Origin of the sequence: Paenibacillus sp. JGP012, assembly GCF_014203995.1 — a bacterium.
Taxonomy (GTDB): domain Bacteria; phylum Bacillota; class Bacilli; order Paenibacillales; family Paenibacillaceae; genus Paenibacillus; species Paenibacillus silvae.
On sequence record NZ_JACHKG010000006.1, the window covers coordinates 200,335 to 223,826 of the forward strand.

The window sequence follows — 23,492 nt, forward strand, 5'->3', positions numbered from 1 at the left end:
ATGACAGCTGTTAGACTGACTTGAGCCTAAGAGCCGCCAGTACGGCGACGCTGATTGTTCGGCTTTTTGTTGTTCTGACTTTTCATAGCCTTTGGTCCGCCTTCAAAGTAAGCACCGGATTGGCCGCCGGAATTTGCCTGTTCCTTCTTCTGTGCCAGCTTCTGACGGATTGCATCCTGCAGGCTGATCTTTTTTGGTTCTTTATTTTCGCTCATTGTATATCCCTCCCGGTCGTGCAGTAAGCCGTCCAAATTGGACGGGATGTACTCATTTTATACGTTTTATAATGGCCTCACAAGGGCAACCTGATAAAATGTCGATTTCCACCAGTTTTGCCTAAGCCAACATTGTTTCTTATTCTCTACAGCCCTGCCTTCTGTAAACTTTGTTTCAGCTTCCCTACAGCCCTGTGGATTGGCAACACTGTTTCTGTAGACCCACATGATCTGCATTTGGTACCATGATTAAACCGCCACTGGATTTGTGAGATGCATGATGAAAAGGAGTGTCGTCCGGTTGAACGCATATGAAGAAATACGTAAAGGCGAGCGAGGGGCCTGGATCAGTATTGCGGCTTACCTCGTTTTGTCTGCATTTAAGCTCATTTGTGGATATTTGTTTGCTTCCAGCGCTTTGATCGCAGACGGCATCAATAATGCTACCGATATTGTGGCATCGGTTGCGGTGCTGGTCGGTCTGCGCATCTCGCAAAAACCGCCGGATTCGGATCACGCTTATGGTCATTTTCGGGCAGAGACGATCGCGGCGTTGATTGCCTCATTTATTATGGCAGTTGTAGGACTTCAGGTATTGGTTGAAGCAGTTCGATCCTGGTATGCAGGTGATTATGCAGCTCCAAATCTCTGGGCAGCTGGTGTAGCCGTGATCTGTGCTGTGGTCATGCTGGGAGTATACCGTTACAACTCCCGTCTGGCCAAGAAGATTAATAGTCAGGCTTTGCTGGCGGCAGCCAAAGATAATCGTTCTGATGCCTGGGTAAGTATCGGTGCTGCACTTGGCATTGTCGGTGCTCAATTCGGTCTGCCCTGGCTGGATAAAGTAGCAGCAATTCTGGTTGGCCTGCTGATCTGTAAGACAGCTTGGGAAATTTTTCGTGATTCAACCCATTTGCTCACGGATGGTTTTGATCAGAAAGAACTAACGGATTTAAGATCTACCGTTGCTCGTGTTCCCGGTGTCGAGATGATCAAGGATGTGAAGGCGCGTGTGCATGGCAGTCATGTGCTCGTGGATGTGGTCATTGAGGTAGATGGTGGGTTAACGCTGGTGCAGGGACATGAAATCTGTGATCAGGTAGAGGAACGATTGAAACGGTCCCACAACATTATGCACGTTCACGTGCATGTAGAGCCTCGAACCGAAGTGGCGCATCAACCAACATAAGTCTTTTGAGCGTGAAAATATAACAATTACGTGTAATCTAAAAAAGAGGACAGACGCAACACGCGCTGTCCTCTTTACTTATGTTAGAAACGATTATACGATATTATTGAATCGCAACGTGAATCCAAGCTTTGCCTTTCCAGGTGTACACTTGAACCCATTCGCCGCCGTCGAATCCGTCAACAACCTCACCTGTTGTATCAACGATCTGAGCTCCCAGAGCGCCAATCGGTTTGCCGTTTGGTGCATCATAGAACCAGGTGCGCTCCAGCAGGTTCAGCAGCATTGTTGGTGCAGTGACTTCATCCCCTGGTTTCACAAGAGGCTCTTCGAACTGGATGTCTGTTTTGGATGGTGTTTCTGTCGTTGTTGAAGTGCCTTCAGTACCTGTAGAATCAACGGTTGTGCCAGTCACGGTTTCTGCTTTGCCTTCAACGGTCTCTACAGCAGGTTTATTTACCTCAACAGCCGGAGTTGTTTCCGCTGGTGTAGTTGAAGTCGCTTCTGTACCGGATGTTGTGTTTACTGTGCCCGTAACCGCTTCCTCTGCACCCGCAGCGGCAGCCATGGAACCCATCAGTGTTAAAGCAGCGGCAAAACTTACGATTTTTTTCATTTGTTTTTCCTCCTCGGTTAGATATGTAGTTTTGTTGTCCTGAGTTAAAAATAACCAAGCAACCTAGCCTATGAATCACAAATTATAACAATATTTTCTTGTGGTCTCCAGAGTCAACTGGAGCATTTGTGGGTATATAACAGGCTTGTAAAAATCATACTTTCGCGGCATGGAATCCGGCTTGTTATGTCAATTTAGTCCTGTTTTTTCAGGATTTTTCGGCGGTTGGTGTTGGAATAAAGCAGGAGGGAGCGTAATACATAGATATAGAAAATAGGAAAGCTTACCTGCATGTAAACATACAAAAGCCGACGTACCCGGAGGCATCATCGGCTTTTGTATGTAATCACATGATTCAGATCAGGCAATAGTGACTTTATCGCATTCGGCTTCTTCCCGTAATGAGGGAGATGACAAAAAGTACAACAAAGATAAAGAACAACACTTTTGCAATGGAAGCTGCGGCTTCAACAATGCCAAAGAAACCGAAGATACCAGCGACCAGCGCAATAATCAGAAAAATAACAGACCATTTCAACATGAGAGATCATCCTTTCGTGATATTGTTTTGGCGTGAACGATGCTGTCTCACTGCCCTGTGTAGTCTAACCTTAACCGAGGTCCAATCTGTTGAAACATGGTGGATTTTTCTTCTTCTAGACGGAACCACAGGAACACTCTTCTTTTGTTTCGCCCGGTAAATGCCCGGGTACTAAAGCAATAACCAAACCGCACGCAACTATGGAAAGAGAGGTTTTTTGTATGATCTATCAACTTAGCGTGGCCCTGATTGCAGTGGCATTTGCCGTACTGGTTTTCTTTTTAATCCGCACCCTGAAAGCAGCTCAGGGTTCACTGGACAACGTCTCCCGCACACTGCAAGAAGTGCAAAAAACCGTTGACGAGCTTAGTTATGAAGTAAAGCAGACCGTAAGACATGCCAATGATATCACTGCCGATGTACAGCACAAAATCAAAAAGATTGATCCGGTTCTGGAATCGGTTGAGAATCTGGGAGAAGTGCTCAGTGAAGTGACGGCAGCAGCCAAGCAGGTATCCAGCACACTGATGACCAAGTTTCAGACGAAGCGAGCAGAAGCAGACAAAGCAGCTCAAGCCAGTCATGTGACGGCGCCACCTGCAACGCAAACAGAGCGTACGCTGCAATCCTATGATGCTACATATCATGATAAAGCCAAAGGCGGGAAGAACTGGATGGGATATGTGGATATTGCGGCCAACGTATGGCAGCGGCTGCGTAAATAACATGACCGTTTGCTGAATGCTGGTGAAACCTTCAGAGCGGTGATGAACCTGATGAAAGGGTGAGAAACATGATGAAACTACTGCTAGTGACGGTGTTTAGCGTAATTTCTCCCTTTTCCGTTCAACCGGCAGCGCCACCTGCTGCTCACGACTTGCAATGGACGGTAATGGAGGAGCAGATGCCGGAGATTACACCGGCAAATGATCGTTCCGAGACGTACGAGCAATTCCGGACTCTGAATGGTGTCTCACTGGAGGAGCGGAAGGATGAATTGCTGGCCCGAATGGGCCAGCCATCCGCGATCAAAGAGGACCCGTACTTGGGATGCGATGAATATCATTTTGATGATGTAAATGTTGGAATATGTGAAGATACTGGAATGATTCAGTATGTGCATGTGGAGGGTTTCCAAGAGCATTGGAGCTTGAACGGCACTGTCCTGCCGATGCAGATTGACGCCATTCATCAAGCACTTGGCAAACCTCATTACGTCGCGGAGGATGGCGAAGTATACCTTCGCGGTCATTATGCGATCAAAGTGTATATGAAACCGGGCTCAAGCGAGATCAGAGGTATTGATTTATTTGATGAAACGGTTTCCTGAAATCTATGATTCGACTTCCGTTTCAATACAAAATAGTATGGTTATATACTATAAGAGCTCGAGAAAGAAGATCAATCAGAGGAGAGTGGAAACGATGAATTCAACCAACGCGCAAGCTTATGCTAAGGTGGTAGAAAACGGAGTTCAGGCAGTAGAAGCGGTGAAAGAGCTGCAAACTACTGGATACTTGGCTGATCATATCTTCGTACTTGCCCATGAGAAGGATCGTACAGATCGCATTGCAGATACTGCAGATGCCAACGAGATTGGCATCAAGGAAGAAGGGTTGTTTGATTCCATGGCGAATCTGTTCCGTTCACGCGGTGACGAACTTCGGGCCAAGATTGTATCGATGGGTTTCACCGAAGCCGAGGCCGATTTCTACGAAAGTGAATTGGATAAAGGCAAGGTGCTGGTGATTGCCAAAAAGAAAGATTGAACCTTCAAACCTGACAGCACGTTTAAGAATGAAGTGAACGTCTTGCGGACACCTTCCGTAAAGGCTTAATCAAAAACATAGATAAGGAATGGGGTTTACCCCCATTCCTTATCTATGTTTTTGCAAGTTTGAAGGCGGGGCTGTAACAATGCAAAAACAAATGTTTCATGGAAGAAAATGCCCCTTGCTGGTGTGATTTGTGGATAGAAATATCCTGGTTCTATCCGTATAGTTATACTGGGGCGTGTCTTGAACCCACTGAAGTGCATCTTTTACCGCCTTTTCGCCCCCTGCTGCGTCAGTCTCCCTTGACGTGCCCCGGCACGCCTGCGGGAAACTTCCTGGTTTGGAACGAAAATTCACTAAAATCTGCTTCCTTCAGAGTTTTCAGACACGCCCTAGTAATTGTTATGTCTACTGCCACTTTGAACGCAAAATTTGTATAAATAAGGTTGTTCGCTGAATGCATAATTATCGACAAACCCGGACGCCACAGATAAGGAGAAGCAAATGAGAATACTTATTGTTGACGACAATCCGACGAATGTCATTATCATTCGAGAAATTTTGAAAAAGGAAAATTACCGCGATATTGTGACAGCAAGCTCTGCGATGGAAATGTTCGAAATATTGGGGATTGGTGAGGATACCAGTGAATTGCGTCCCAAGTCGTCGGATATTGACCTGATTTTGCTGGATATGATGATGCCCGAAATGGATGGCATTGAGGCATGCAGCATTACGCAGAAATTCGAAAATTTGAAGGATATCCCGATTATTATGGTGACTGCCATCGGCGATTCCAAAAAGCTGGCGGAAGCACTTGATGCAGGTGCATCTGATTATGTTACAAAGCCGATTAACAAAGTGGAGCTGATGGCTCGAATTCGGCTGGCTCTGCGATTGAAGCAGGAGAAAGACTGGCATAAGGAGCGCGATCAGCGCATTCAGGATGAGCTGAAGCTGGCAGCAATGGTACAGAATGCAGTACTGAGCCATGCGATTGAAGATCCATTGTTTCAGGTGCATGCCATCTATAAACCGTCCTTTGAGCTGGCAGGTGACCTCTATTCGTGGTATCCGCTTGGAGAAGGGCGTTATGGCGTATTGCTGCTGGATATGATGGGGCATGGCATATCGTCCTCTCTGTTCACCATGTTTATCGCATCTGTGCTCAAGGATACGGTAACCACTTATGTAGACCCGGAGAAGGTCATTCAGGAGCTGAACCGGCGCTTCAATCAGCTGCATCTCGGTAAACAACTGGTACAGTATTATTTTACTGCCATCTACTTGGTTGTGGATACCCGGATGAAACGCATTGATTATGTGAATGCGGGGCATCCGCCAGCTTTATTTTTCCGCAGCGACGGTAGTGTGGCCTCATTTGACAGCGTATGCTGTCCTGTAGGGCTGTTCGACAAAATGGATATTGAACCACAGACCATTCATTATGAAGGGGATGGACATATTGCGCTCTATACGGATGGATTGCTTGAGGCGGTTCAGGGAGATCAGGAGCAGCAGCTGGAGTTTTTGATCGAACAATTGAAGGGCTCGCATGAATGGAACGAAGAAGCAATGCAGCAGCTGTTTTTTAACGATGATTTGAATCCCGAACGTGATGATGATAAATGTCTGGTGTGGATTACTCTGGATAAAGGGGCGGAAGCTGAATGAAAATCAGGAATAAACTGCTGATTGGTTTTACCGCCTTGATGGCCATATTAATTGTCCTCACCTTTGTGAGCTACGAGCGGCTGAATAGCAGTAATAAGCAGATTGACCAGATGTATCAGGAACGTTATCTGAAAGTACGCTTTACTTCCTCGGCACGGGGAGAAGTTAACGATATTGCCAAAGTGCTCGCTAACTTGCTCCTTAATCCAACCAATTCCATCAGTATGGCAGAAGGCGATCTGAAAGAAATGAAGGAAAGGGGCGCCGGGTCTCTGGAGCAGGTGAGAAATCGTGCAGATACCGCCACCGAGCATCAACTCGTGGATCGCGTAAATGACGCTTGGGATGCGTATACCAATTATGCGAACAGAATCGTCAGTCTGATGTCGCAAAATCGGGTGCAGGATGCAAACAACTATCGCAATTCGACCGGACTTGCAGTACAAAAAGAAGCAGTCGAAAGTCTGAATGCCCTTTCCCGTTATCAGGATCAGGAGATTGACGCCGAGATCAAGGACGCCAACGCTGCATATACCAGAGCGGTTCAAATTACAATAAGTATTATGGTCGCAGGATTGCTGCTTGCTCTTGGGATCATTCTGTGGGTGCTTCCTAGCATTACACGCGGCTTGAATACGGTGTCTATGATGATTACGAGTTTTGGCAAAGGCAAATATAAAACGATTCAGCGGATTCAGATCAAGTCCACGGATGAGATCGGTCAGATCGCGTCTGTTTTCAAAGACGTCTCGAACGATCTGCAAGAGAAGCTGGAGATCGAGAAGGCCTATGTACAGGCCCAGCAGGATCAGAACTGGATGAGCTCCAACATTGCGAGAGTGCCTGAACTGCTCCGGGGCATCGGCTCCATCCGTCAAATTTCCCAGATGTTTATCAGTGAATTTACACCTGTGCTTGGTGCTCAACTGGGTGTGGTGTATTTGATTGACGAGGAGAAGCATCCGGATGAATTGAGACGTTACGGTTCCTATGCTTTTGAAGAAAATGGGGAGCTTGGCCGAGAAGTCTATCGAGTCGGGGAAGGATTGATTGGTCAAGCAGCACTGGACATGAGTCCGATTGTGCTGGATCACACTCCCGATCATTATGTAAGCATCGGTTCAGCTTCAGGCTCGTCACGAGCTGCCGGCATTATGATCTACCCGGTTGTGTTTGAAGACGAGTTGATTGGTGTCGTTGAACTGGCTTCCTTCGAAGGATTCAGTGAGCTTCATAAACAGCTGTTTGCTCAGCTCATTATGAATTTGGGTGTCATTCTTAACAATGTGCGGCGGCGTCTGCGTGTCGAGGAGCTGCTGCGGGAGTCTCAGGCCCTTACCGAGGAGCTTCAGGTGCAATCAGAGGAGCTTCAGACACAGCAGGAGGAGCTGCGCCGTTCCAATGAGAACCTGGAGGAACAGACAGGTGCACTGAAAAAGTCCGAGGAGCTGCTGCAGCGTCAGCAGGAGGAGCTGGAGCATTTTAATACTGAACTGATTGCCAAAACCCGGGCGCTGGAAGAACAGGTTCGGGAAGTGGAAGAGAAAAATGATGAAATTGAGAAAACAAAGACACAGCTTGAACAGCAGGCCATGCAATTGTCGATGACCAGCAAGTACAAGTCGGAATTTCTGGCCAATATGTCGCATGAACTGAGAACGCCGCTGAACAGTCTGCTCATATTGTCTCAATTATTGTCGGAGAACAAGGACGGCAATCTCAGCAGCAAGCAGCAGGAATATGCGCAAACCATTTATATGTCGGGTGCCGACCTGCTCAAAATGATTGACGAAATCCTGGACTTGTCGAAAGTGGACGCGGGCAAGATGGATATTAATTATGAGATGGTACGCATGGATGAGCTGACGAGCTTTGTTACTCAGAACTTTGGGCCGATGGCTAACAAGAAAGAACTGGACCTCCATATTGATTTTGACAATTCACTGCCGGATTGGGTCTATACAGACAGTCATCGCGTAAAGCAAATTTTACGCAATCTGCTGTCCAACGCATTCAAGTTCACAAACCGTGGTTCGGTGACGCTGAATGCACGGCGAATGAAGCCGGATGAGCTGCCTGGATATCTGAATACCAATCAGGACTATCTCGGCTTCAGCATCAAAGATACAGGGATTGGCATTCCGTCAGATAAAACAGATCTGATCTTTGAAGCGTTCCAGCAGGTGGATGGTACCACCAGCCGTAAATATGGGGGTACAGGTCTTGGTTTGTCCATCAGCCGTGAGCTGGCACGTCTGCTTGGCGGAGCGATACAGGTGGAGTCCTCGGAAGGGGTCGGAAGCACCTTTACGCTGTTCCTGCCGGATAATCATGAAGAAGCCGAACTGGCGGAGGAAGAAGCGACCCGGGAAGCGGCAGTCTCTTCGGAGCCATATCAAGAGCAGCAGTCCTACATGGCAACCGAGCGCTCGTCGCATCAATCCATTCTTGCTCCTGACCCGGAACGCAGCCGGGTATCCCATCTAACTCCTGCTCGCCATTCAGAGCAAGCTCGGATTAAGGATGATCTGGAGCATCTGATGGAAGGCGACAAAACATTGCTGATCATTGAAGATGATGTAAAGTTTGCGCAGATTTTGATGGATATGGCGAGAGGAAGAGGGTTTAAGGCACTGGTAGCTCTGCAAGGAGATACCGGGCTGGAGATGGCTCGGGAATATTTGCCGGATGCCATCATTCTGGATATCCAGCTGCCTGTGATGGACGGATGGACGATTCTCGGGGAGTTAAAGAGCAGTTCGGTAACACGTCATATTCCGGTGCATGTCATCTCGGTTGTTGATGATATGAAGCAGGGATTGATGATGGGAGCCATTGCATATCTGAAGAAACCTTCCAGCAAGGATTCACTGGATAAAGCTTTCTCACATATCGAATCCTATACCGCCAATCAGCTGAAACGTCTGCTCATTGTCGAGGATGACGAGATTCAGCGCAAAGCAATCATTGAATTAATCGGTCATGATGATGTTGCGATTACAGCCGTTTCAACGGGCCAGGAAGCACTGAATGAACTGCACAGCCAGCGTTACGATTGTATGGTGCTGGATCTGATGCTGACGGATATGACCGGCTTTGAGCTGCTGGACCAGATTCGTGACGATGAATATTTGAATGATCTGCCAATTATTATTTATACAGGCAAAGAGCTGGATTCCAAGGAAGAGCTGAAGCTTCGCAAATATGCGGAATCGATCATTATCAAAGATGTGAAGTCGCCAGAGCGTCTGCTGGATGAAACGACCTTGTTCTTGCATCGGGTAGAGGCTAACCTGCCAGAAGACAAGCGCCGCATTTTGCAGAAGCTGCACAATAAAGAAACCTTGTTTGAAGGCAAGAAGATTTTACTTGTGGATGACGATATTCGGAATGTGTTTGCGTTATCCAGTGTGCTTGAGGGATATCGGATGGATGTCACATTTGCCGAGAATGGCCGCGAAGCGCTTGAAGCATTGGAGAACAATCCTGAATTTGATCTCGTGCTTATGGACATGATGATGCCAGAGATGGACGGTTATGAAGCGATGACCCGGATCAGGCAGAATCCGAGGTTTGAGAAGCTGCCGATTATAGCACTTACGGCCAAGGCGATGAAAGAAGACCGCAGCAAGTGTATAGAGGCCGGAGCATCCGATTATGTGAAGAAACCGATTCAAACGGATCAATTATTGTCATTAATGCGGGTATGGCTGTATTCGTAAGTGTATTGTTTGGGTAATGAAGGACAATAACGAATACGCAAGTAACCAATGATGAAGTGGAGAGAAGCTATGACACCGTGGGAACCTAACGAGACGGGGGCAGATTCAGTCCGTATACCGCAAGAGGAAGAGCGCGAGCTGATCGAGATTGAATTGCTGCTGGAAGGAATGCATCGTTTATATGGGTATGACTTCAGAAATTATGCGCTGCCATCACTGAGACGAAGAATCTGGCATTATGCGCATGCAGAAGGTGTGAAAACTATATCCGGGCTGCAGGAGAAAGTGCTGCACAACCGTTCATCCTTTGAACGGTTTGTGCAGAACCTGTCTATTCCTGTAACGGAAATGTTTCGCGACCCATCGCTTTTCCGCATGTTTCGGGAAAAGATCATTCCGATTCTGAGAACCTATCCATACATTCGGATCTGGCATGCTGGCTGCTCTACAGGTGAAGAAGTGTATTCCATGGCGATTATGCTGCATGAGGAAGGGCTGTATGACAAAGCGCGAATTTACGCAACGGATATGAATGATCGCTCACTGCAGCAGGCCAAAGAAGGCGTGTACGGCATTGAGAAAATGAAGTTATTTACAACGAACTATCTGGAGGCAGGGGGCACCAAAGCCTTCTCCGAATACTATACAGCGAAGTATAATTCCGTTATATTTCACCCGTTTCTGCAGAAAAATATTATTTTTGCCGAGCATAACCTGGCAACAGATCGGTCATTTAATGAGTTTAACGTCATTTTTTGCCGGAATGTCATGATCTATTTTAATGATGAGCTAAGGAACCATGTGCACGGGCTGTTTCATGAGAGCTTGAGCCATTTCGGTATACTCGTTCTGGGGTCCAAAGAATCCATTCATTTTACAGAATTCAGTGATGCCTACGAGCCATTAGACCGAACCGAAAAAATATACCGGAAGATCAAATAGGGGGTTAGGCTTAGCTATGGGGCTCAATGAACCAATCCACATATTACTGGTAGATGACCGCCCTGAGAACCTGCTTGCGCTTGAGGCGGTTCTGGAGTCCGAACAGTACAAACTCGTCAAGGCGACTTCTGGAGAAGAGGCACTCCGTTGTTTGCTCAAGGATGAATTTGCGGTCATTGTACTTGATGTGCAGATGCCTGGGATGGACGGAATTGAGACAGCAAAATTAATCAAGGCACGGGACAAATCGAAGGATGTGCCTATCATTTTCATCTCTGCGAACAGCAGAGAGGCTGAGCATTTGTTTGCGGGTTATTCAGCGGGGGCTATTGATTATATGGTCAAACCGTTTATCCCCCAGATTTTAAAGTCCAAAATCGAAGGTTTCGTAGAGATGTTTCTCTCGAACAAAAGGTTGAAAACCCAGACGATGCTGCTTCATCAGAAGACACAGGAGCTGGAGAAGATCAACCAGCAGCTTGTTCAGGCCAAGGAAGAAGCCGAGATTGCGGCTAACGCCAAAACGGAATTTCTGGCGATGATGAGCCATGAAATCCGCACACCGATGAACGGAGTTATCGGCATGGTTGATCTGCTGATGGAAACCGACTTGAAGGAAGATCAGAAGGAGTATGTCGATATCGTTCGCCGAAGTGCGGATGCACTCGTTACTGTAATTAATGACATTCTTGATTTTACCAAGATGGAGTCTGGAAAAATGGAGCTGGAGGAGCACCCGTTTGAGCTGGTGTGCTGTATCCGTGAAGTGCTTGGGCTGTTTGCTGCAGAGGCAGGAAAGAAAAATCTGGAACTGGATTATTTCCTTGAGGATTCTGTGCCAGAATTAATCTATGGGGACATGGCCCGGCTTCGCCAGGTGCTGCTGAATTTGATTGCCAATGCAGTCAAATTTACGGATCACGGCGGTGTATACCTGATTGTATCGGTGAAGGAGGAAGCGGGAGGCAGCATGTCTCTGGAATTTGCCGTGAAGGATACCGGAATAGGTATCGCGTCCGATAAGGTAGATCGTTTATTCCAGCCCTTCTCTCAGCTCGATACGTCCATGACCCGAAAATACGGTGGAACAGGCCTTGGTCTGGCGATATGCAAAACGTTGGTTGAAATGATGGGTGGACAGATTTATCTGGATACCTCGGAGAAACAAGGGGCTACGTTTGTGTTCACCATTCAGGCCAAGCGTTTTGTTGAATCGGAACTGGTGCAGAGGAACGGTGAAGAGAATGTAACAGATGTGGAGAACGAGGGCCAGCATCCAACCGTGCTCATTGTGGATGATCACCCGATCAATCAGAAATTGATGGCGATCATGCTGCACAAATTGGGACTTCTCTCCGATATTGCGGAGGATGGTCAGAAGGCGCTGGAGATGGTGACAGCAAATCCGTCACAGTATGATTTTGTATTTATGGATTTACAGATGCCGGTAATGGATGGTCTGGAATGCACAAAGCGCATACGTGAGACCGTATCACAGAAGCAGCAGCCCGTTATTATTGCGATGACGGCTAATGTTATGGACGGCATCCAACAACGCTGTACGGAAGCCGGAATGGATGATTATATCAGCAAGCCGGTGAAGATGGGCAGTGTCAAACAGAAGCTTGCACATTTTCAGAAAAAACGTCAGGTCGTGAATCTGGGCGGTTCAGCGATGAATCAGGCCAATTGAAAATTTTACCGGTTTTGTTTTCTGATTCACTTGCCCGTAAGTTGGGTTATAAGGTAAGGAAACCAATGATCAGGAGAGAGATGTCTAATGAATACAAATAAAAATGAAAAATTCAATGCAAGAACCGAGACACTTGACGGTGTATGCACAGTGTATCTGACTGGCGAGCTGGATTTGTCGGTTGCTCCTGACTTCCGTTTGGTAATGGAACCGCTGGTGGATAATAAGGAGCAGGACCTCATCATTAACATGAAAGATTTAAAGTACATCGATAGCACAGGGATTGGTATCCTGTTATCTGTTCTCAAGGCCAGACATGGAATGGAAGCTCGCTTTGAAGTACAGGAAGTTCCTGCGCAAATTCAGAAACTTTTTGATATGACGGGTATAGCCAAATTCTTTGTTACACAGAAGAATTCCCAATAGGAAAGGATCGAAAAAGGAATGAATGCAGAAGTTCAAAGAGTGACTCTTAATTTACCGGCGACAGCTGAATATGTGGATATTGTAAGACTTAATCTGTATGGTGTTGCGTCCAAAATGGGATTCTCTTACGAAGACATTGAGGATATGAAGGTTGCTGTGTCGGAAGCCTGTAACAACTCCGTATTATATGCCTACTCCCATGAAGGCGGCATGGTTGAAGTTGTATTTGAAGTGAATGGCGAGTCCCTTGCGATTACTGTCAAAGACGAGGGTGCCAGCTTCGAGCATGTGAACCCGGCAGTATCGCGTTCCGGCCTTCATGACAAAGAGCTGACAGACGCTCAGATCGGCGGTTTGGGATTCTATCTCATGCAAGCTCTGATGGACGATGTCAGTGTGGAAAGTGAGACGGGCAAAGGTACGAAAGTAGTACTCGTAAAACGTCTTGCCAAAAGTGAGGAGAAAGTATGAATGAAAAAGTGACTCCCCCAGAGTCCATGTCTGAAGCGATTGGTTTGATCTGGGAATACCAGCAAACGCAGGATAACGAGATCGCAACCGTTCTTATCCGTAAATATGAACCGATGGTCAAAATGGCAGCGGGTAAAATTGCCCGGAATCGTCCCGATCTGTATGAGGATCTGTATCAGACCGGCCAGATGGCTTTGATTCGATTGCTGAAGCAATACGATATTAATCTGGGGATTCCGTTTGAACCGTATGCGATGAAAAGCATGATTGGTCATATGAAAAACTATCTTCGCGATAAATCATGGTACATTCAAGTACCAAGAAGGATCAAGGAAAAAGGCGCCTTGGTGCAGCATGCCATTGATGAGTTAACGGTAAAGCTGGAGCGTTCCCCCGGTGTTAACGAAATTGCAGAGTATCTTGATCTGTCACCGGAGGAAACGATTGAGGTGCTCGCTGGCCGCGAATGTTATCACTATGTATCACTGGATTCTCCATTATCCCAGGATGATAGTGCAGCAACATTAGGCGAGCTGATCAGCGCAGATGTCAATGACTTTGATTCGGTTGAAAAACGGATGGATCTGCAGCAGGCATTGGGACAGCTGAAGGAACAAGAGCAGAAAGTACTTATTTTAGCATTTCAGGATGGACAGTCACAGCGAGCTATTGCGCAGAAGCTGGGCGTGTCGCAGATGAGTGTATCCCGGATTCAGAAGCGGGCTACGGAAAAATTGAAGCAGATTATGTCTAACGCTTCCTTGCTATGATCTATCATATTTATAGTTGCCTGAATACGGCTTGATAAGGACACGGTATTGCACTGGAATGCATACGTGTCCTTTTTGGATTCATCAGACGGGTCACATGACCCGGCAAAGGACAGAAAACATGTGTCCAGGAGGATGGTCAAATGCAGCATATGAAACGAGAGGCCCGGCGTGATCAGTTATTCTGTTCAGAGGGTTGGCAGTGGTGGGATTGGGTCGCGCCCGATGCCAGCAGTATGGAAAGTGCGATTGATGATCTGGCAAAGTCGTTTCCTGATATGGATTATTGGCTGCGAAAAATACCCGAGGTCGAATCGAATTATCTGTCGGTACGTTATGTAAATGGAACAGAAGCCGTGATTTTTGGTTCTTTATTATATGCGGTGAAAAACGAGAGAGATGATACCCGGAGAGGAAATCAGATGTTCTTTTACGTTGATCGCCAACATCTGGTTACCCTTAATCTGGATGATAACACAAGAGAGATCATGAAAACGGGCGAACGTGTTCACATACTACAGCAGTGTACCCAGGCCAATGAAGGCATGTTTGTGCTGTTTCGAGCCATTCTGCATTATTACCATGTGGGCATGGACCATTTTGAGATGAACTTGCGTGATCTGGAGCGCAAGATGGAGAGCCGTAATGCACGTACATTAATGGATCAGATTCTGGCGGCCCGGTTTGAACTGTTGTACTGGAGCAATCTGTTTATTCCTTATCCCGAATTAATGGCAGCTTCCAAGGAGGCTTATCTTCAGGAGATTACAGAGAATCGTTTCTACCAGCAGCTTCAGTACCGTGTCGAGCGGATGGAATGTCTGTTCCAGCATTATGAAAAAGAAATTGATACCCTTATTTCGATCGACAATGCGATATCGGGAGTCCGTGGAAACGAAATTATGAAAACATTGACGATTGTGACGTCTGTGTTCACTCCGGCTACAGCTGCAGGGGCGATCTGGGGCATGAACTTTGAGAATCTACCTCTGATCGACAAGACATGGGGCGTGGTGCTTGTTATTGTGCTGATCCTGCTCAGCATGCTCGGTATGTATCTGTGGATGATGATGAAAGGATGGACAGGGGATCTGTTAAAAGTGAAATCTGCCCAGTCTTCCGCACAGGGGAACCGGGACAAAGGAAAAGAGGAACCGCGATAGTCACAGACCGGGCGGTTCCTCTTTTATTTTTTGTAATCTTCGATGTAACCAAGCAGGTCAGCAATATACTGGCCCACGATGGGCATGTTAACGAATTGACTAAGAATAAAGGCAAGCAAACCGAGTACGACAAACGTACCTACGGTTAGTCCAAGTCCTCTAGCCATACCTGCAGTGAAATTGGTAATGATACGTTTTTTGGGATTGCTGTAATTTTCGATGATATCTTTGATCTGTGCTCTCTCCAGACTGTCAGCAATCTGATCGAGACGTGTATTCAGCCGTTTGACCTCGTGCCTCAGCTCAAAAGGATGTTCATTGATGTCATACTGCTGTGCAGGAGGTGCTCCTGTGATGGGGGTGTTTCCGTTCATTGTGACTTTACTCATGTATTTGTTCCTCCGTCTGCTCAGGATATGTTCAGGATAAAAAATAGCCAGCTGCTTGCAGCTGGCTATGTATTGCTAGACTCTGTAAGAGCAACTTACAAACTGGTTGAGTTCAGTTCTTTACGTGCATCTTCCTTCGCTTCTACGGAAGCGGCCGCCACTTCTTCAGATGCACGGGTTGCTTCTTCAGCAACATCAGCAGATGCTTTTTTTACAGAATCCATTACGTCATTACGACTTTGGTTTACCGTTTTAGCCAGATCGGACGTTTTGGCTGACACCGTTTTGGCAAGCTCGGAAGCTTTATCTCCAACAACCGTTGCCACTTCCTTTGTACGATCAGTTACCAGGTTTACTTTTTCAGAAAGGTCACCGCGCAGCTCGCGTCCTGGTTTAGGGGCGAAGAGCAGGGCTGCCGCAGCGCCCAGCAATCCTCCGATGAAAAGACCTTTGGCGAATGTCGAACCGCTTTGTACTGGATACTGTTCTTCTGTTTTATTCATGTTTAATCACTCCTTAATGTTCTGTTCGTGTTTACTTACTTCGTATATAAACACTGTGTCCTTGAGTGAAACAACGAAATGCCTGATGAATAAACTGGAAAATGAAGTAAATCGGTTATCGGCCTGCTTGTTTGATGCCTTGCAACAAACATATCACCCAGATGAGACCGGATGCAAATCCTGCCAGTACATCTGTAGGATAATGAACCCCCAGCATAATTCGGCTAAGACCGATAAAGACAATAAAGAAGACACCGAGCATCACAGGAAGCCATCTTTGAAAGGCTCTGTATTGTCTCCACTCCAGAGCCCAGATCACAAAAAGCATGCCGTAGAAGCCCATAGAAATCATGGCATGACCACTGGGATAACTATAACCGTGGGCAGCAAGCAGATGCTCCAGCTCGGGCCGGCTTCTTCGGAAGATTTCTTTTAGTAATGTGTTCAGCATCCACATCATCGCAAAGCTTGCACAGATCACATAGCCATAGATCATCGCTCGGGGACGTCGTTGTACAAAGCAGATCAGGGCGAAGCCTGCTGCGGCCAAAGCCGATATTTTGAACGAACCGAGTGCAGTGATCCATGAAGTATAGGGCAGCAGGAGCAGGCGAGCTTCCGAATTCAGGTAGAATAGCTGCTGAATCCGATCGTCCAGCGTCAAAATACGATTTGGTCCCATCCATACCCCGATACCTGCCAATAATAAAACAATTGCTGCACTGAGAAGAGAAGCAAGCAGCGTATATTTCAGTAAAGGCTGTATAGGGACAGGGACGCCCTGTTGCGGATCAGACGAGAGAGGTTTAGAATTTCGTAGCATCAATCGGTTCTCCTTCAACGAAAGTGTAGTGCATTATGAAAGCTGATCATGTTTTACCCAAAAGGTCTGTCGAAAAAACTGTAAAAGTGTCGGTTTTGTACTATACTAATGAGGATATCCCATGCGGCGCCGTGACGCAAAGCAAAACAGAGATAAATTCGGGAGTGTATATATAAGTTGACATCGACTTGCATGTACAAGAATTTGGCAATATAAAGGAGAGAAAGTCGCATGGAGAGTGCGCTGTTAGTTAAAGAATACCGTGCTGGTGTGATGGAATGTGCCCACTACGGACATATATGTATTACAGATGAGCATGGTCGTGTTGTATATTCGGCTGGTGATCCTCATTTCAGAGCTTTTACCCGATCATCTGCGAAACCATTTCAAGCTATTCCGGGTATTCGTGCCGGCATTGACCACCACTATAATCTGGAGCCGCAGGAGATTGCCATCATGGCATCATCCCATCGCTCTGAACCGGAGCATATCCGGGTGCTGGCACAATTGGCTGGCAAAATCGGACTTGGCGAGGAATGTCTGATCTGTGCACCAAGTTATCCGTTAAATGAAGAGAGCCGCAACGACTGGCTGCGCGCCCAAGGAGAGAAGCGTCGTATACTGCACAACTGCTCGGGGAAACACCTCGGCATTCTAGGCTACAGCCAGATGAAACAGCTTGATCTGAGCAGTTATGCCGAGCCGCATCATCCCGTGCAGCAGGAAATACTTCACACGCTGGCAGGTCTGGCAGGTATTGAAGTAACAGATATTCAGCTTGGGACGGATGGCTGCGGCTTTCCGGTATTTTCGCTGCCGCTGTCTGCACTGGCCAGTGCATACCTCAAGCTGGCTTGCCCTGATCTGATTGCCGATGCACCGACACGTACCGCTGTAGAAACAATCACTGCGGCAATGAACCAGCATCCGCTGATGGTGGGTGGTACGAACCGGGTGGATTCCGTGCTGCTGGAGGACGATAACATTGTAGCCAAGGGTGGATTTAAGGGTGTGTTTGGTTTTGCGCTGAAAAAAGAGAGACTTGGCATCACGTTTAAAGTGCTGGACGGCTCCGAGGAAGAATGGGCTTCTATTGCACAATCGATTCTGAAGCAGATCGGATATGCTAACAAAGCAACCATTGCAAGGCTGGCCGAAGCATTTCCTGCTGGTATCCGTAATGATGCAGGCACGCTTGTCGGACATATGGACAGTGAATTTGTGCTGAACTCATGATTAGATAGCGAGTAACCTTTAGAAGGAGCGTGATTAGAATGACCGGGCGCCGGGTAAAAATCACATACCAATTGGTATTGATCTATAAAATTCTAAACACGTATGGAATACTGCTGCAAGGCAGTTCCAATCCCCTGGAGGTGGATGAATATGATTAAAGTAGTGACATCGGAAGAAAGGCACACGTCGGATCGAGGCTGGATACACAGTGAATTCAGCTTTTCTTTTGCAGATTATGAGGACCCGAGCAACGCCCATTTCGGATGTTTGTTAGCTCATAATGACAACACGCTGATGCCGCAGGAAGGCTTTAAGAAACATCCACATCATAATCTCGAAATTGTCAGTTATGTGATATCAGGAACGCTTAAACATGTGGACAGCATGGGCACAGAACAGCTGCTGGAAGCGGGAACGGCTCAGGTTATGAGTGCAGGCACGGGCGTGGAGCATTCGGAAACGAACCCGTCTGAGGATGAGCCGGTACGTTTTCTGCAGATGTGGTTTCTTCCCTCTCATCGAGAGCTTAAGCCATCCTATGCTTTTCGTAAAATAGAAGAAGAGGCATATCTGAACCGCCTGTATCCGATGGTATCAGGCACATCAGATCGAGCGAATGAGAGTTTGAACGAAAATGGTCTGCGTATCGCTCAGGACGTAACCTGTTATCTATCCAGGCTGGAGTCGGGCAAAAAATTAATGTTTCCCCAGCATGAGGAGCGCCGTACCCATCTCTTTCTGATGAACGGTCATCTCGAACTCCAGTGCTCGGATGGCAATTTTGATCTCAAGCCGGGTGATGCCGCCCGAATTCGCAAAAGCTGTGATCTGCAGATGACAAGCGCAGGCAGCGAGCCAGCTGAATTTGTCCTGATTGATCTGCCTTAAAGTGAAGAACATTGTGGAAATAAGGCTGGAACAAGGAATCAGGAAATAGGGAATAGCCAAAAAGGACTTGTCCTGTATCAGTATGCTGATGCAAGACAGGTCCTTTTTTGGATTGTGAGCTTTGTTGGATGCAGGGTAATATTCAAGTCAACGCTTATTTACGCAGCTTGCCCAGTTCGGAAGCAACGGCCTCCACTTCGGAGATGCTCAGGTGCTCTTTGCTCATAACCATCTCGTATAAATCCTGCAGATCCTCATATTTCTCAAGTGGAAATGCTGAAGCCTGCATTGCCGCGCCGCTGGCCATCCGCAGTTTGGTTTTGATCGCTTCAATCATATATTCCATGTTTTCTGCTGTTGCTTGTGTTAAATCCATCGTTCACTTCATCCTTTCCATCTCCGGGGATGGGTTGATCTGATCCTTTTTCCAAACGGAAACTCCTGTTATTGTAGCATGAGTAGAAGGGCACAAGCCAATGATTTTGCGGGGATACCATGCATCGGTTACAATGTGAGAATAGAGCGGGGTTACTTACTGGAAGCAAAGACAGCGCTGATGCCTGTCAGAAATGACAGTGTGCCATGGCGGGAAGGGAGGCAGTCAAGTTTGGCTGTATACAAACGAGAACTGGTCCGGCAGCAGACCCGGGGCATGCGCAGAGGCATACCTGGAGATCAGCTTGCTCTTTTTTTCAAAAAGATCATACAGCGGCATACCCCGGACGAAATTACGTTTCTGTGTATTGGAACCGATCGTTCGACCGGGGATGCGCTTGGCCCGATGACAGGTACTCTGCTGGAGGAACGTGGTATGCCTCATGTGATCGGCACGCTGGCGTCTCCTTGTGATGCGGATACATTTGCGCAAAAGCTGGCGTCTATCCCGGCACATCATGCCGTGATTGCAATCGATGCATGTTTGGGCCCGAAAAATGCCGCCGGGACATACTATGTGTCCGAGGACGCACTGCTTCCTGCGGAAGCGGTCGGCGGCAGTTTGCCTCCGGTAGGAAAATACAGCGTGGCTGCTGTGGTGAATGTGAATGGACCAAGGCCGTATTCCATTTTACAGATGACTTCACTGTATCTGGTGATGGAGATGTCCCGAGTGCTGGCTGATGCGATATGTGAAGCCTGGAATTCCCGGGAAGCGTTTCATTCATGAGCTGAATGCTTAATAATATACAACCTGAACTACTACATTCGCGCAGAGAGAGGGATTAATATGGAAAAAGTGATGTGTGATGGAACGACGATTTGTTATGCCGAGCAGGGCAAGGGAGAAGCACTTGTGCTGCTTCACGGATTCTGCGGCAGTTCATCCTATTGGGATGAAGTGGTGCCGGAGCTGGCCCGCAGCTATCGTTGTATCGTACCTGATCTGCGTGGACACGGCAAAACGGATGCACCGGTTGGCAGCTACACGATTGAACAGATGGGCAATGATGTACTGCAGCTGCTGGATGAGCTGGAAGTAGAGAAAGCCGTCATTCTGGGGCATTCCATGGGGGGATATATTGCGCTGGCGATTGCACAGCATCACCCGGAGCGCCTGAATGCCTTTGGTCTGATCCATTCCACAGCATTCCCGGACAGTGACGAGGCGAAGGAGAAACGTTTGCGAGCAGTATCGACCATTCAGTCTGAGGGCATCGTGAATTTTGTGGATGGACTGGTGCCAGGCCTGTTTGCACCGGAGCATGTGGAATCATTATCTGCCCATGTGAATCGTGTCAAAGAGATCGGTTACAAGACTGCACCTCAAGGTGCAATCGGAGCAGCGCTCGCCATGCGTGAGCGTCCGGATCGCCGCGATGTGTTGTCGGCAGCACCGATGCCTGTACTGCTTGTGGCAGGAGAGAAAGACGGACTCATTCCACCTGAGCGTACCTTTACAAGTGACAAGCCGCATATTGTACAGGCTACAATTGCAGGTGCAGGACATATGAGCATGTATGAAGCACCAGAAGAATTGATTCAGGTGATTAAACAGTTCATGACGGGTTTGTCTGACTAAGTATAAGATTGTTCCAACGATTGGGCGGTTGCCCAAAACATGATATGGAACCCAAGTGTAATAGAAGCCCCTGTTTGTCCGTTGTTATGGACAAGCCGGGGCTTCGTTTGTTTCACTGCCCGGCTTTATACCTCAGGGGAAGCCGGACTTTCGCTTTTTTTTACGGCATGAATTAAAATAAACCCTATACCTCAATGAGACAGCACGTTATACCTCAATGAGACAGCACGTTTGATGATGATCGAAGATATGAGGGGGCGCACCGATGTTCAGGAAGGATTACCTGCTCCGCATGATGGAGGAAATGACAGAGGCGATTGGCAAGGCTTTTACACTGAGACAGCAACGCAAACATACAGAGGCTTTGTCTGAACTGGATGAGCTGATGCGCAGACAATTCGGCATGAATCTGTCTTTGCTGAACTCTCTGCCTGCAGAGGATGTAATTGAGATGTTCCGTTTTCGCGGTGTAATAGAGGTAGACAACCTGCAGCAAGCAGCGAGACTCATAGAAGAAGAGGCATATATCTATCAGGAGAAGGCCAGAGTAGAAGGCATAGATGATCAGGAGAAAATGGAAGCGGAAGATGCGGCGCTTGTGCGTTTGATGCGAGCTTTGCATTTTTACCTGTACACCATGAACCATGGTGCTAATCGCGAACTGCTGCAAGTTCCCGATCGTATAGAGGAAGTCATAGCGCAAATTCAAGGATATGAGCTTCCTGCCCGAACGGAAAAACAGCTTGCGCTGTACCGGGAACAGCAGGCGCGATATGATGCGGCCGAGAATGGCTGGTATAGATTGCTTCATCTTGGCGCGGAGTACCCCGTGCAGTATGTGGCGGATGCGAGGGCGTTCTACGAGCGATTAACAAAGCTTACGGATGAGCAGCTGGAGCAGGGCGGATTGCCGCGAGACGAAGTTGAAGAGGGACTGACACAGCTTGAAGCTCTGGAGAACAAACGTCAAAGGGCGAATGATTAACAGTCACTTGGAGAGGGAACAGAATTATGGTATGGTAACGGTTGACCAAACCAAATCGAAAGTGAGATGTACCCCGTGGATTCGTTGCGAAAGCTTATACAAGATATTTTTGAACAGAACTCGCTGATTACGGCGACCTGGAGTCAGCTGCGCAGACGGGACAATGTCTCGTTTACCAAAGTGCAGGTGAAGCCGGTTACGCTGAAAAATCAGCTTCATTACCAGTTTGCTTTTCATTATTCCAATAAAGTGCTGCATGAGAATCTGACCCCGACTGAAGCGATGGAGCGCATGACTTTGTTATGTGAAGAGACATTTCGTCAGGGATTGCTCTGTACGGCAGAGGCGGATTATCAAATTCTGATCAGCAAAAAATATAAAGTATCAATTCTGACCAAGTCTCCATCCAAAACAGCAGTGGACCTGTCCCATAATCGCAAAAAGCAGTATGTGCTGGAGGAGGGCGTTCCGGTTTCTTTCCTCGTTGAGCTTGGCATTATGAATGAGCAGGGACGTGTGCTTGCACGCAAGTACGACAAGTTCAGACAGATCAATCGTTTCCTGGAGATGGTGCAGGATGTCATTCCGCATCTGCCGGAAGGACGTCCGCTGACCATCGTTGATTTTGGCTGCGGCAAGTCGTATCTGACGTTTGCGTTGTACCATTATTTATCTGTGCTGCAGCGGCGTTCCCTCAAGATTATCGGTCTCGATCTCAAGGCGGACGTGATCGAGCATTGTAATGATCTGGCCAGACGTTTGAACTATGGTGATCTGAAATTTCTCGTTGGAGACATTGCAGATTACGATGAGCTGAACGAGGTGGATATGGTGGTTACCCTGCACGCCTGTGATACGGCTACGGATGCGGCATTGGAGAAGGCTGTACGCTGGGGAGCATCCGTCATTCTGTCCGTGCCTTGCTGTCAGCATGAGCTGTATGATCAGGTCGAGGCTTCCGTTATGAACCCGATGCTGTCTCACGGCATTCTGAAGGAACGATTCTCCGCACTTGCTACGGACGGTATTCGTGCCAAGCTGCTGGATGTGATGGGATATAAGACACAGCTGCTCGAGTTTATTGACCTCGAGAACACACCCAAAAATATTCTGATTCGCGCCGTTCGCGGTCAGGCAGGTCAGGTGCAGGACATGTGGAGTGAATACCTTGCGTTCCGCGACTTTATTCACGCCGATCCGTATCTGGAGCGTGCTTGTGCGGACCTGCTTCCGGTGGAAGGCAGCAAAACTGCGGGCAAAGTGAATAAAGAAACGCTGAAAAATGCTGCGAAGTGTAACCTACATTAGCATTAGCTTGTGGGATGAGCGGAAGAACGGATTGGAAGTAACGCTTTGGTGAAAACGTAACAATTGTGATGCTGCCAAAGGTAAGGAAGTTTTTGTGAATGAGCGAAAGAAAACAGTTTGATAAAACAAGACAGGTACATGTTATC

Annotated in this window: 25 protein-coding genes; 18 read left to right on the forward strand and 7 right to left on the reverse strand. The window is 47.5% G+C overall.

Features of this window, described 5'->3' with window-relative positions; translation table 11 throughout:
* Nucleotides 1-26 precede the first annotated feature (26 nt).
* Complete coding sequence (locus tag HNR77_RS10690; protein WP_111268396.1) at nt 27-215, reverse strand: hypothetical protein; 189 nt, start codon at nt 213-215, stop codon at nt 27-29.
* A 301-nt stretch (nt 216-516) separates the two neighbouring features.
* Here HNR77_RS10690 and HNR77_RS10695 point away from each other — a divergent pair, with 301 nt between their 5' ends.
* Nucleotides 517-1,404: a cation diffusion facilitator family transporter gene (locus HNR77_RS10695; protein ID WP_184183500.1), complete on the forward strand. Its 888-nt coding sequence runs from the start codon at nt 517-519 to the stop codon at nt 1,402-1,404.
* A gap of 103 nt (nt 1,405-1,507) precedes the next feature.
* Here the strand turns inward: HNR77_RS10695 and HNR77_RS10700 are convergent, their stop codons facing one another.
* Nucleotides 1,508-2,020, reverse strand: coding sequence for a hypothetical protein (locus tag HNR77_RS10700; protein WP_184183503.1), 513 nt, complete (start codon nt 2,018-2,020; stop codon nt 1,508-1,510).
* Between the two features lie 376 nt (nt 2,021-2,396).
* Complete coding sequence (locus HNR77_RS10705; RefSeq protein WP_090924476.1) at nt 2,397-2,561, reverse strand: DUF1328 domain-containing protein; 165 nt, start codon at nt 2,559-2,561, stop codon at nt 2,397-2,399.
* A gap of 221 nt (nt 2,562-2,782) precedes the next feature.
* Between HNR77_RS10705 and HNR77_RS10710 the strand changes: the two genes are divergently transcribed.
* The 11 genes from HNR77_RS10710 (at nt 2,783) to HNR77_RS10760 (ending at nt 15,197) form a co-directional block, all read left to right on the forward strand.
* The gene (locus HNR77_RS10710; protein WP_184183507.1) at nt 2,783-3,286 is read left to right on the forward strand and encodes a DUF948 domain-containing protein; all 504 of its coding nucleotides are present in this window, start codon (nt 2,783-2,785) and stop codon (nt 3,284-3,286) included.
* Nucleotides 3,287-3,357: 71 nt separating this feature from the next.
* Nucleotides 3,358-3,891: a hypothetical protein gene (locus HNR77_RS10715; RefSeq protein WP_184183510.1), complete on the forward strand. Its 534-nt coding sequence runs from the start codon at nt 3,358-3,360 to the stop codon at nt 3,889-3,891.
* A 94-nt stretch (nt 3,892-3,985) separates the two neighbouring features.
* Nucleotides 3,986-4,330, forward strand: a complete 345-nt coding sequence (locus HNR77_RS10720) for a YflT domain-containing protein (protein WP_110898371.1) — start codon at nt 3,986-3,988, stop codon at nt 4,328-4,330.
* 510 nt (nt 4,331-4,840) lie between these two features.
* Nucleotides 4,841-6,010, forward strand: coding sequence for a PP2C family protein-serine/threonine phosphatase (locus tag HNR77_RS10725; protein ID WP_184183512.1), 1,170 nt, complete (start codon nt 4,841-4,843; stop codon nt 6,008-6,010).
* Nucleotides 6,007-9,732: a response regulator gene (locus HNR77_RS10730; RefSeq protein WP_184183514.1), complete on the forward strand. Its 3,726-nt coding sequence runs from the start codon at nt 6,007-6,009 to the stop codon at nt 9,730-9,732. The genes HNR77_RS10725 and HNR77_RS10730 overlap by 4 nt, the downstream gene beginning before the upstream one ends.
* Before the next feature lie 69 nt (nt 9,733-9,801).
* Entirely contained in the window at nt 9,802-10,674 is an 873-nt protein-coding gene (locus HNR77_RS10735) for a CheR family methyltransferase (RefSeq protein ID WP_184183516.1), read from the forward strand.
* 16 nt (nt 10,675-10,690) lie between these two features.
* Nucleotides 10,691-12,367, forward strand: coding sequence for a response regulator (locus tag HNR77_RS10740; RefSeq protein WP_184183518.1), 1,677 nt, complete (start codon nt 10,691-10,693; stop codon nt 12,365-12,367).
* A gap of 87 nt (nt 12,368-12,454) precedes the next feature.
* Nucleotides 12,455-12,793 carry an STAS domain-containing protein gene (locus tag HNR77_RS10745; RefSeq protein ID WP_184183522.1) on the forward strand — a complete coding sequence of 113 codons (339 nt, stop codon included), beginning with the start codon at nt 12,455-12,457 and terminating at the stop codon, nt 12,791-12,793.
* 18 nt (nt 12,794-12,811) lie between these two features.
* Nucleotides 12,812-13,264, forward strand: coding sequence for an anti-sigma B factor RsbW (gene rsbW, locus HNR77_RS10750; RefSeq protein WP_145406036.1), 453 nt, complete (start codon nt 12,812-12,814; stop codon nt 13,262-13,264).
* The gene (locus HNR77_RS10755) at nt 13,261-14,034 is read left to right on the forward strand and encodes a sigma-70 family RNA polymerase sigma factor (protein ID WP_111268407.1); all 774 of its coding nucleotides are present in this window, start codon (nt 13,261-13,263) and stop codon (nt 14,032-14,034) included. Before rsbW ends, HNR77_RS10755 begins: the two co-directional genes overlap by 4 nt.
* 143 nt (nt 14,035-14,177) lie before the next feature.
* Complete coding sequence (locus tag HNR77_RS10760) at nt 14,178-15,197, forward strand: magnesium transporter CorA family protein (RefSeq protein ID WP_260410483.1); 1,020 nt, start codon at nt 14,178-14,180, stop codon at nt 15,195-15,197.
* A gap of 23 nt (nt 15,198-15,220) precedes the next feature.
* On the opposite strand, the gene HNR77_RS10765 is transcribed toward HNR77_RS10760, so the two are convergent.
* The 3 genes from HNR77_RS10765 to HNR77_RS10775 form a co-directional block, all read right to left on the reverse strand.
* A complete protein-coding gene (locus HNR77_RS10765; RefSeq protein WP_145406038.1) occupies nt 15,221-15,586 on the reverse strand; it encodes a DUF5665 domain-containing protein in 366 nt (121 codons plus the stop codon).
* Nucleotides 15,587-15,681: 95 nt separating this feature from the next.
* A complete protein-coding gene (locus HNR77_RS10770) occupies nt 15,682-16,089 on the reverse strand; it encodes a YtxH domain-containing protein (protein WP_184183525.1) in 408 nt (135 codons plus the stop codon).
* Between the two features lie 115 nt (nt 16,090-16,204).
* Nucleotides 16,205-16,912: a phosphatase PAP2 family protein gene (locus tag HNR77_RS10775; protein ID WP_184183528.1), complete on the reverse strand. Its 708-nt coding sequence runs from the start codon at nt 16,910-16,912 to the stop codon at nt 16,205-16,207.
* Nucleotides 16,913-17,143: 231 nt separating this feature from the next.
* Here HNR77_RS10775 and HNR77_RS10780 point away from each other — a divergent pair, with 231 nt between their 5' ends.
* Together HNR77_RS10780 and HNR77_RS10785 are read left to right on the forward strand one after the other, a co-directional pair.
* Complete coding sequence (locus HNR77_RS10780; protein ID WP_184183531.1) at nt 17,144-18,148, forward strand: asparaginase; 1,005 nt, start codon at nt 17,144-17,146, stop codon at nt 18,146-18,148.
* A gap of 150 nt (nt 18,149-18,298) precedes the next feature.
* Nucleotides 18,299-19,036: a pirin family protein gene (locus HNR77_RS10785; protein ID WP_184183534.1), complete on the forward strand. Its 738-nt coding sequence runs from the start codon at nt 18,299-18,301 to the stop codon at nt 19,034-19,036.
* 154 nt (nt 19,037-19,190) lie between these two features.
* Here the strand turns inward: HNR77_RS10785 and HNR77_RS10790 are convergent, their stop codons facing one another.
* Nucleotides 19,191-19,412, reverse strand: a complete 222-nt coding sequence (locus tag HNR77_RS10790) for a DUF1128 domain-containing protein (RefSeq protein ID WP_123065974.1) — start codon at nt 19,410-19,412, stop codon at nt 19,191-19,193.
* A 231-nt stretch (nt 19,413-19,643) separates the two neighbouring features.
* On the opposite strand from HNR77_RS10790, the gene yyaC reads away from it, so the two are divergent.
* The 4 genes from yyaC to HNR77_RS10810 all read left to right on the forward strand — a co-directional run bounded on the left by yyaC (nt 19,644) and on the right by HNR77_RS10810 (nt 23,346).
* Nucleotides 19,644-20,201, forward strand: a complete 558-nt coding sequence (gene yyaC / locus HNR77_RS10795; RefSeq protein ID WP_260410484.1) for a spore protease YyaC — start codon at nt 19,644-19,646, stop codon at nt 20,199-20,201.
* Between the two features lie 60 nt (nt 20,202-20,261).
* Nucleotides 20,262-21,053 (forward strand): alpha/beta fold hydrolase, encoded by a 792-nt coding sequence (locus tag HNR77_RS10800; RefSeq protein ID WP_184183538.1) that lies wholly within the window; start codon nt 20,262-20,264, stop codon nt 21,051-21,053.
* A gap of 265 nt (nt 21,054-21,318) precedes the next feature.
* Nucleotides 21,319-22,038, forward strand: a complete 720-nt coding sequence (locus tag HNR77_RS10805) for a DUF6483 family protein (RefSeq protein ID WP_184183541.1) — start codon at nt 21,319-21,321, stop codon at nt 22,036-22,038.
* A 66-nt stretch (nt 22,039-22,104) separates the two neighbouring features.
* The gene (locus tag HNR77_RS10810; RefSeq protein ID WP_184183544.1) at nt 22,105-23,346 is read left to right on the forward strand and encodes a class I SAM-dependent methyltransferase; all 1,242 of its coding nucleotides are present in this window, start codon (nt 22,105-22,107) and stop codon (nt 23,344-23,346) included.
* The last annotated feature ends 146 nt before the right edge of the window (nt 23,347-23,492 follow it).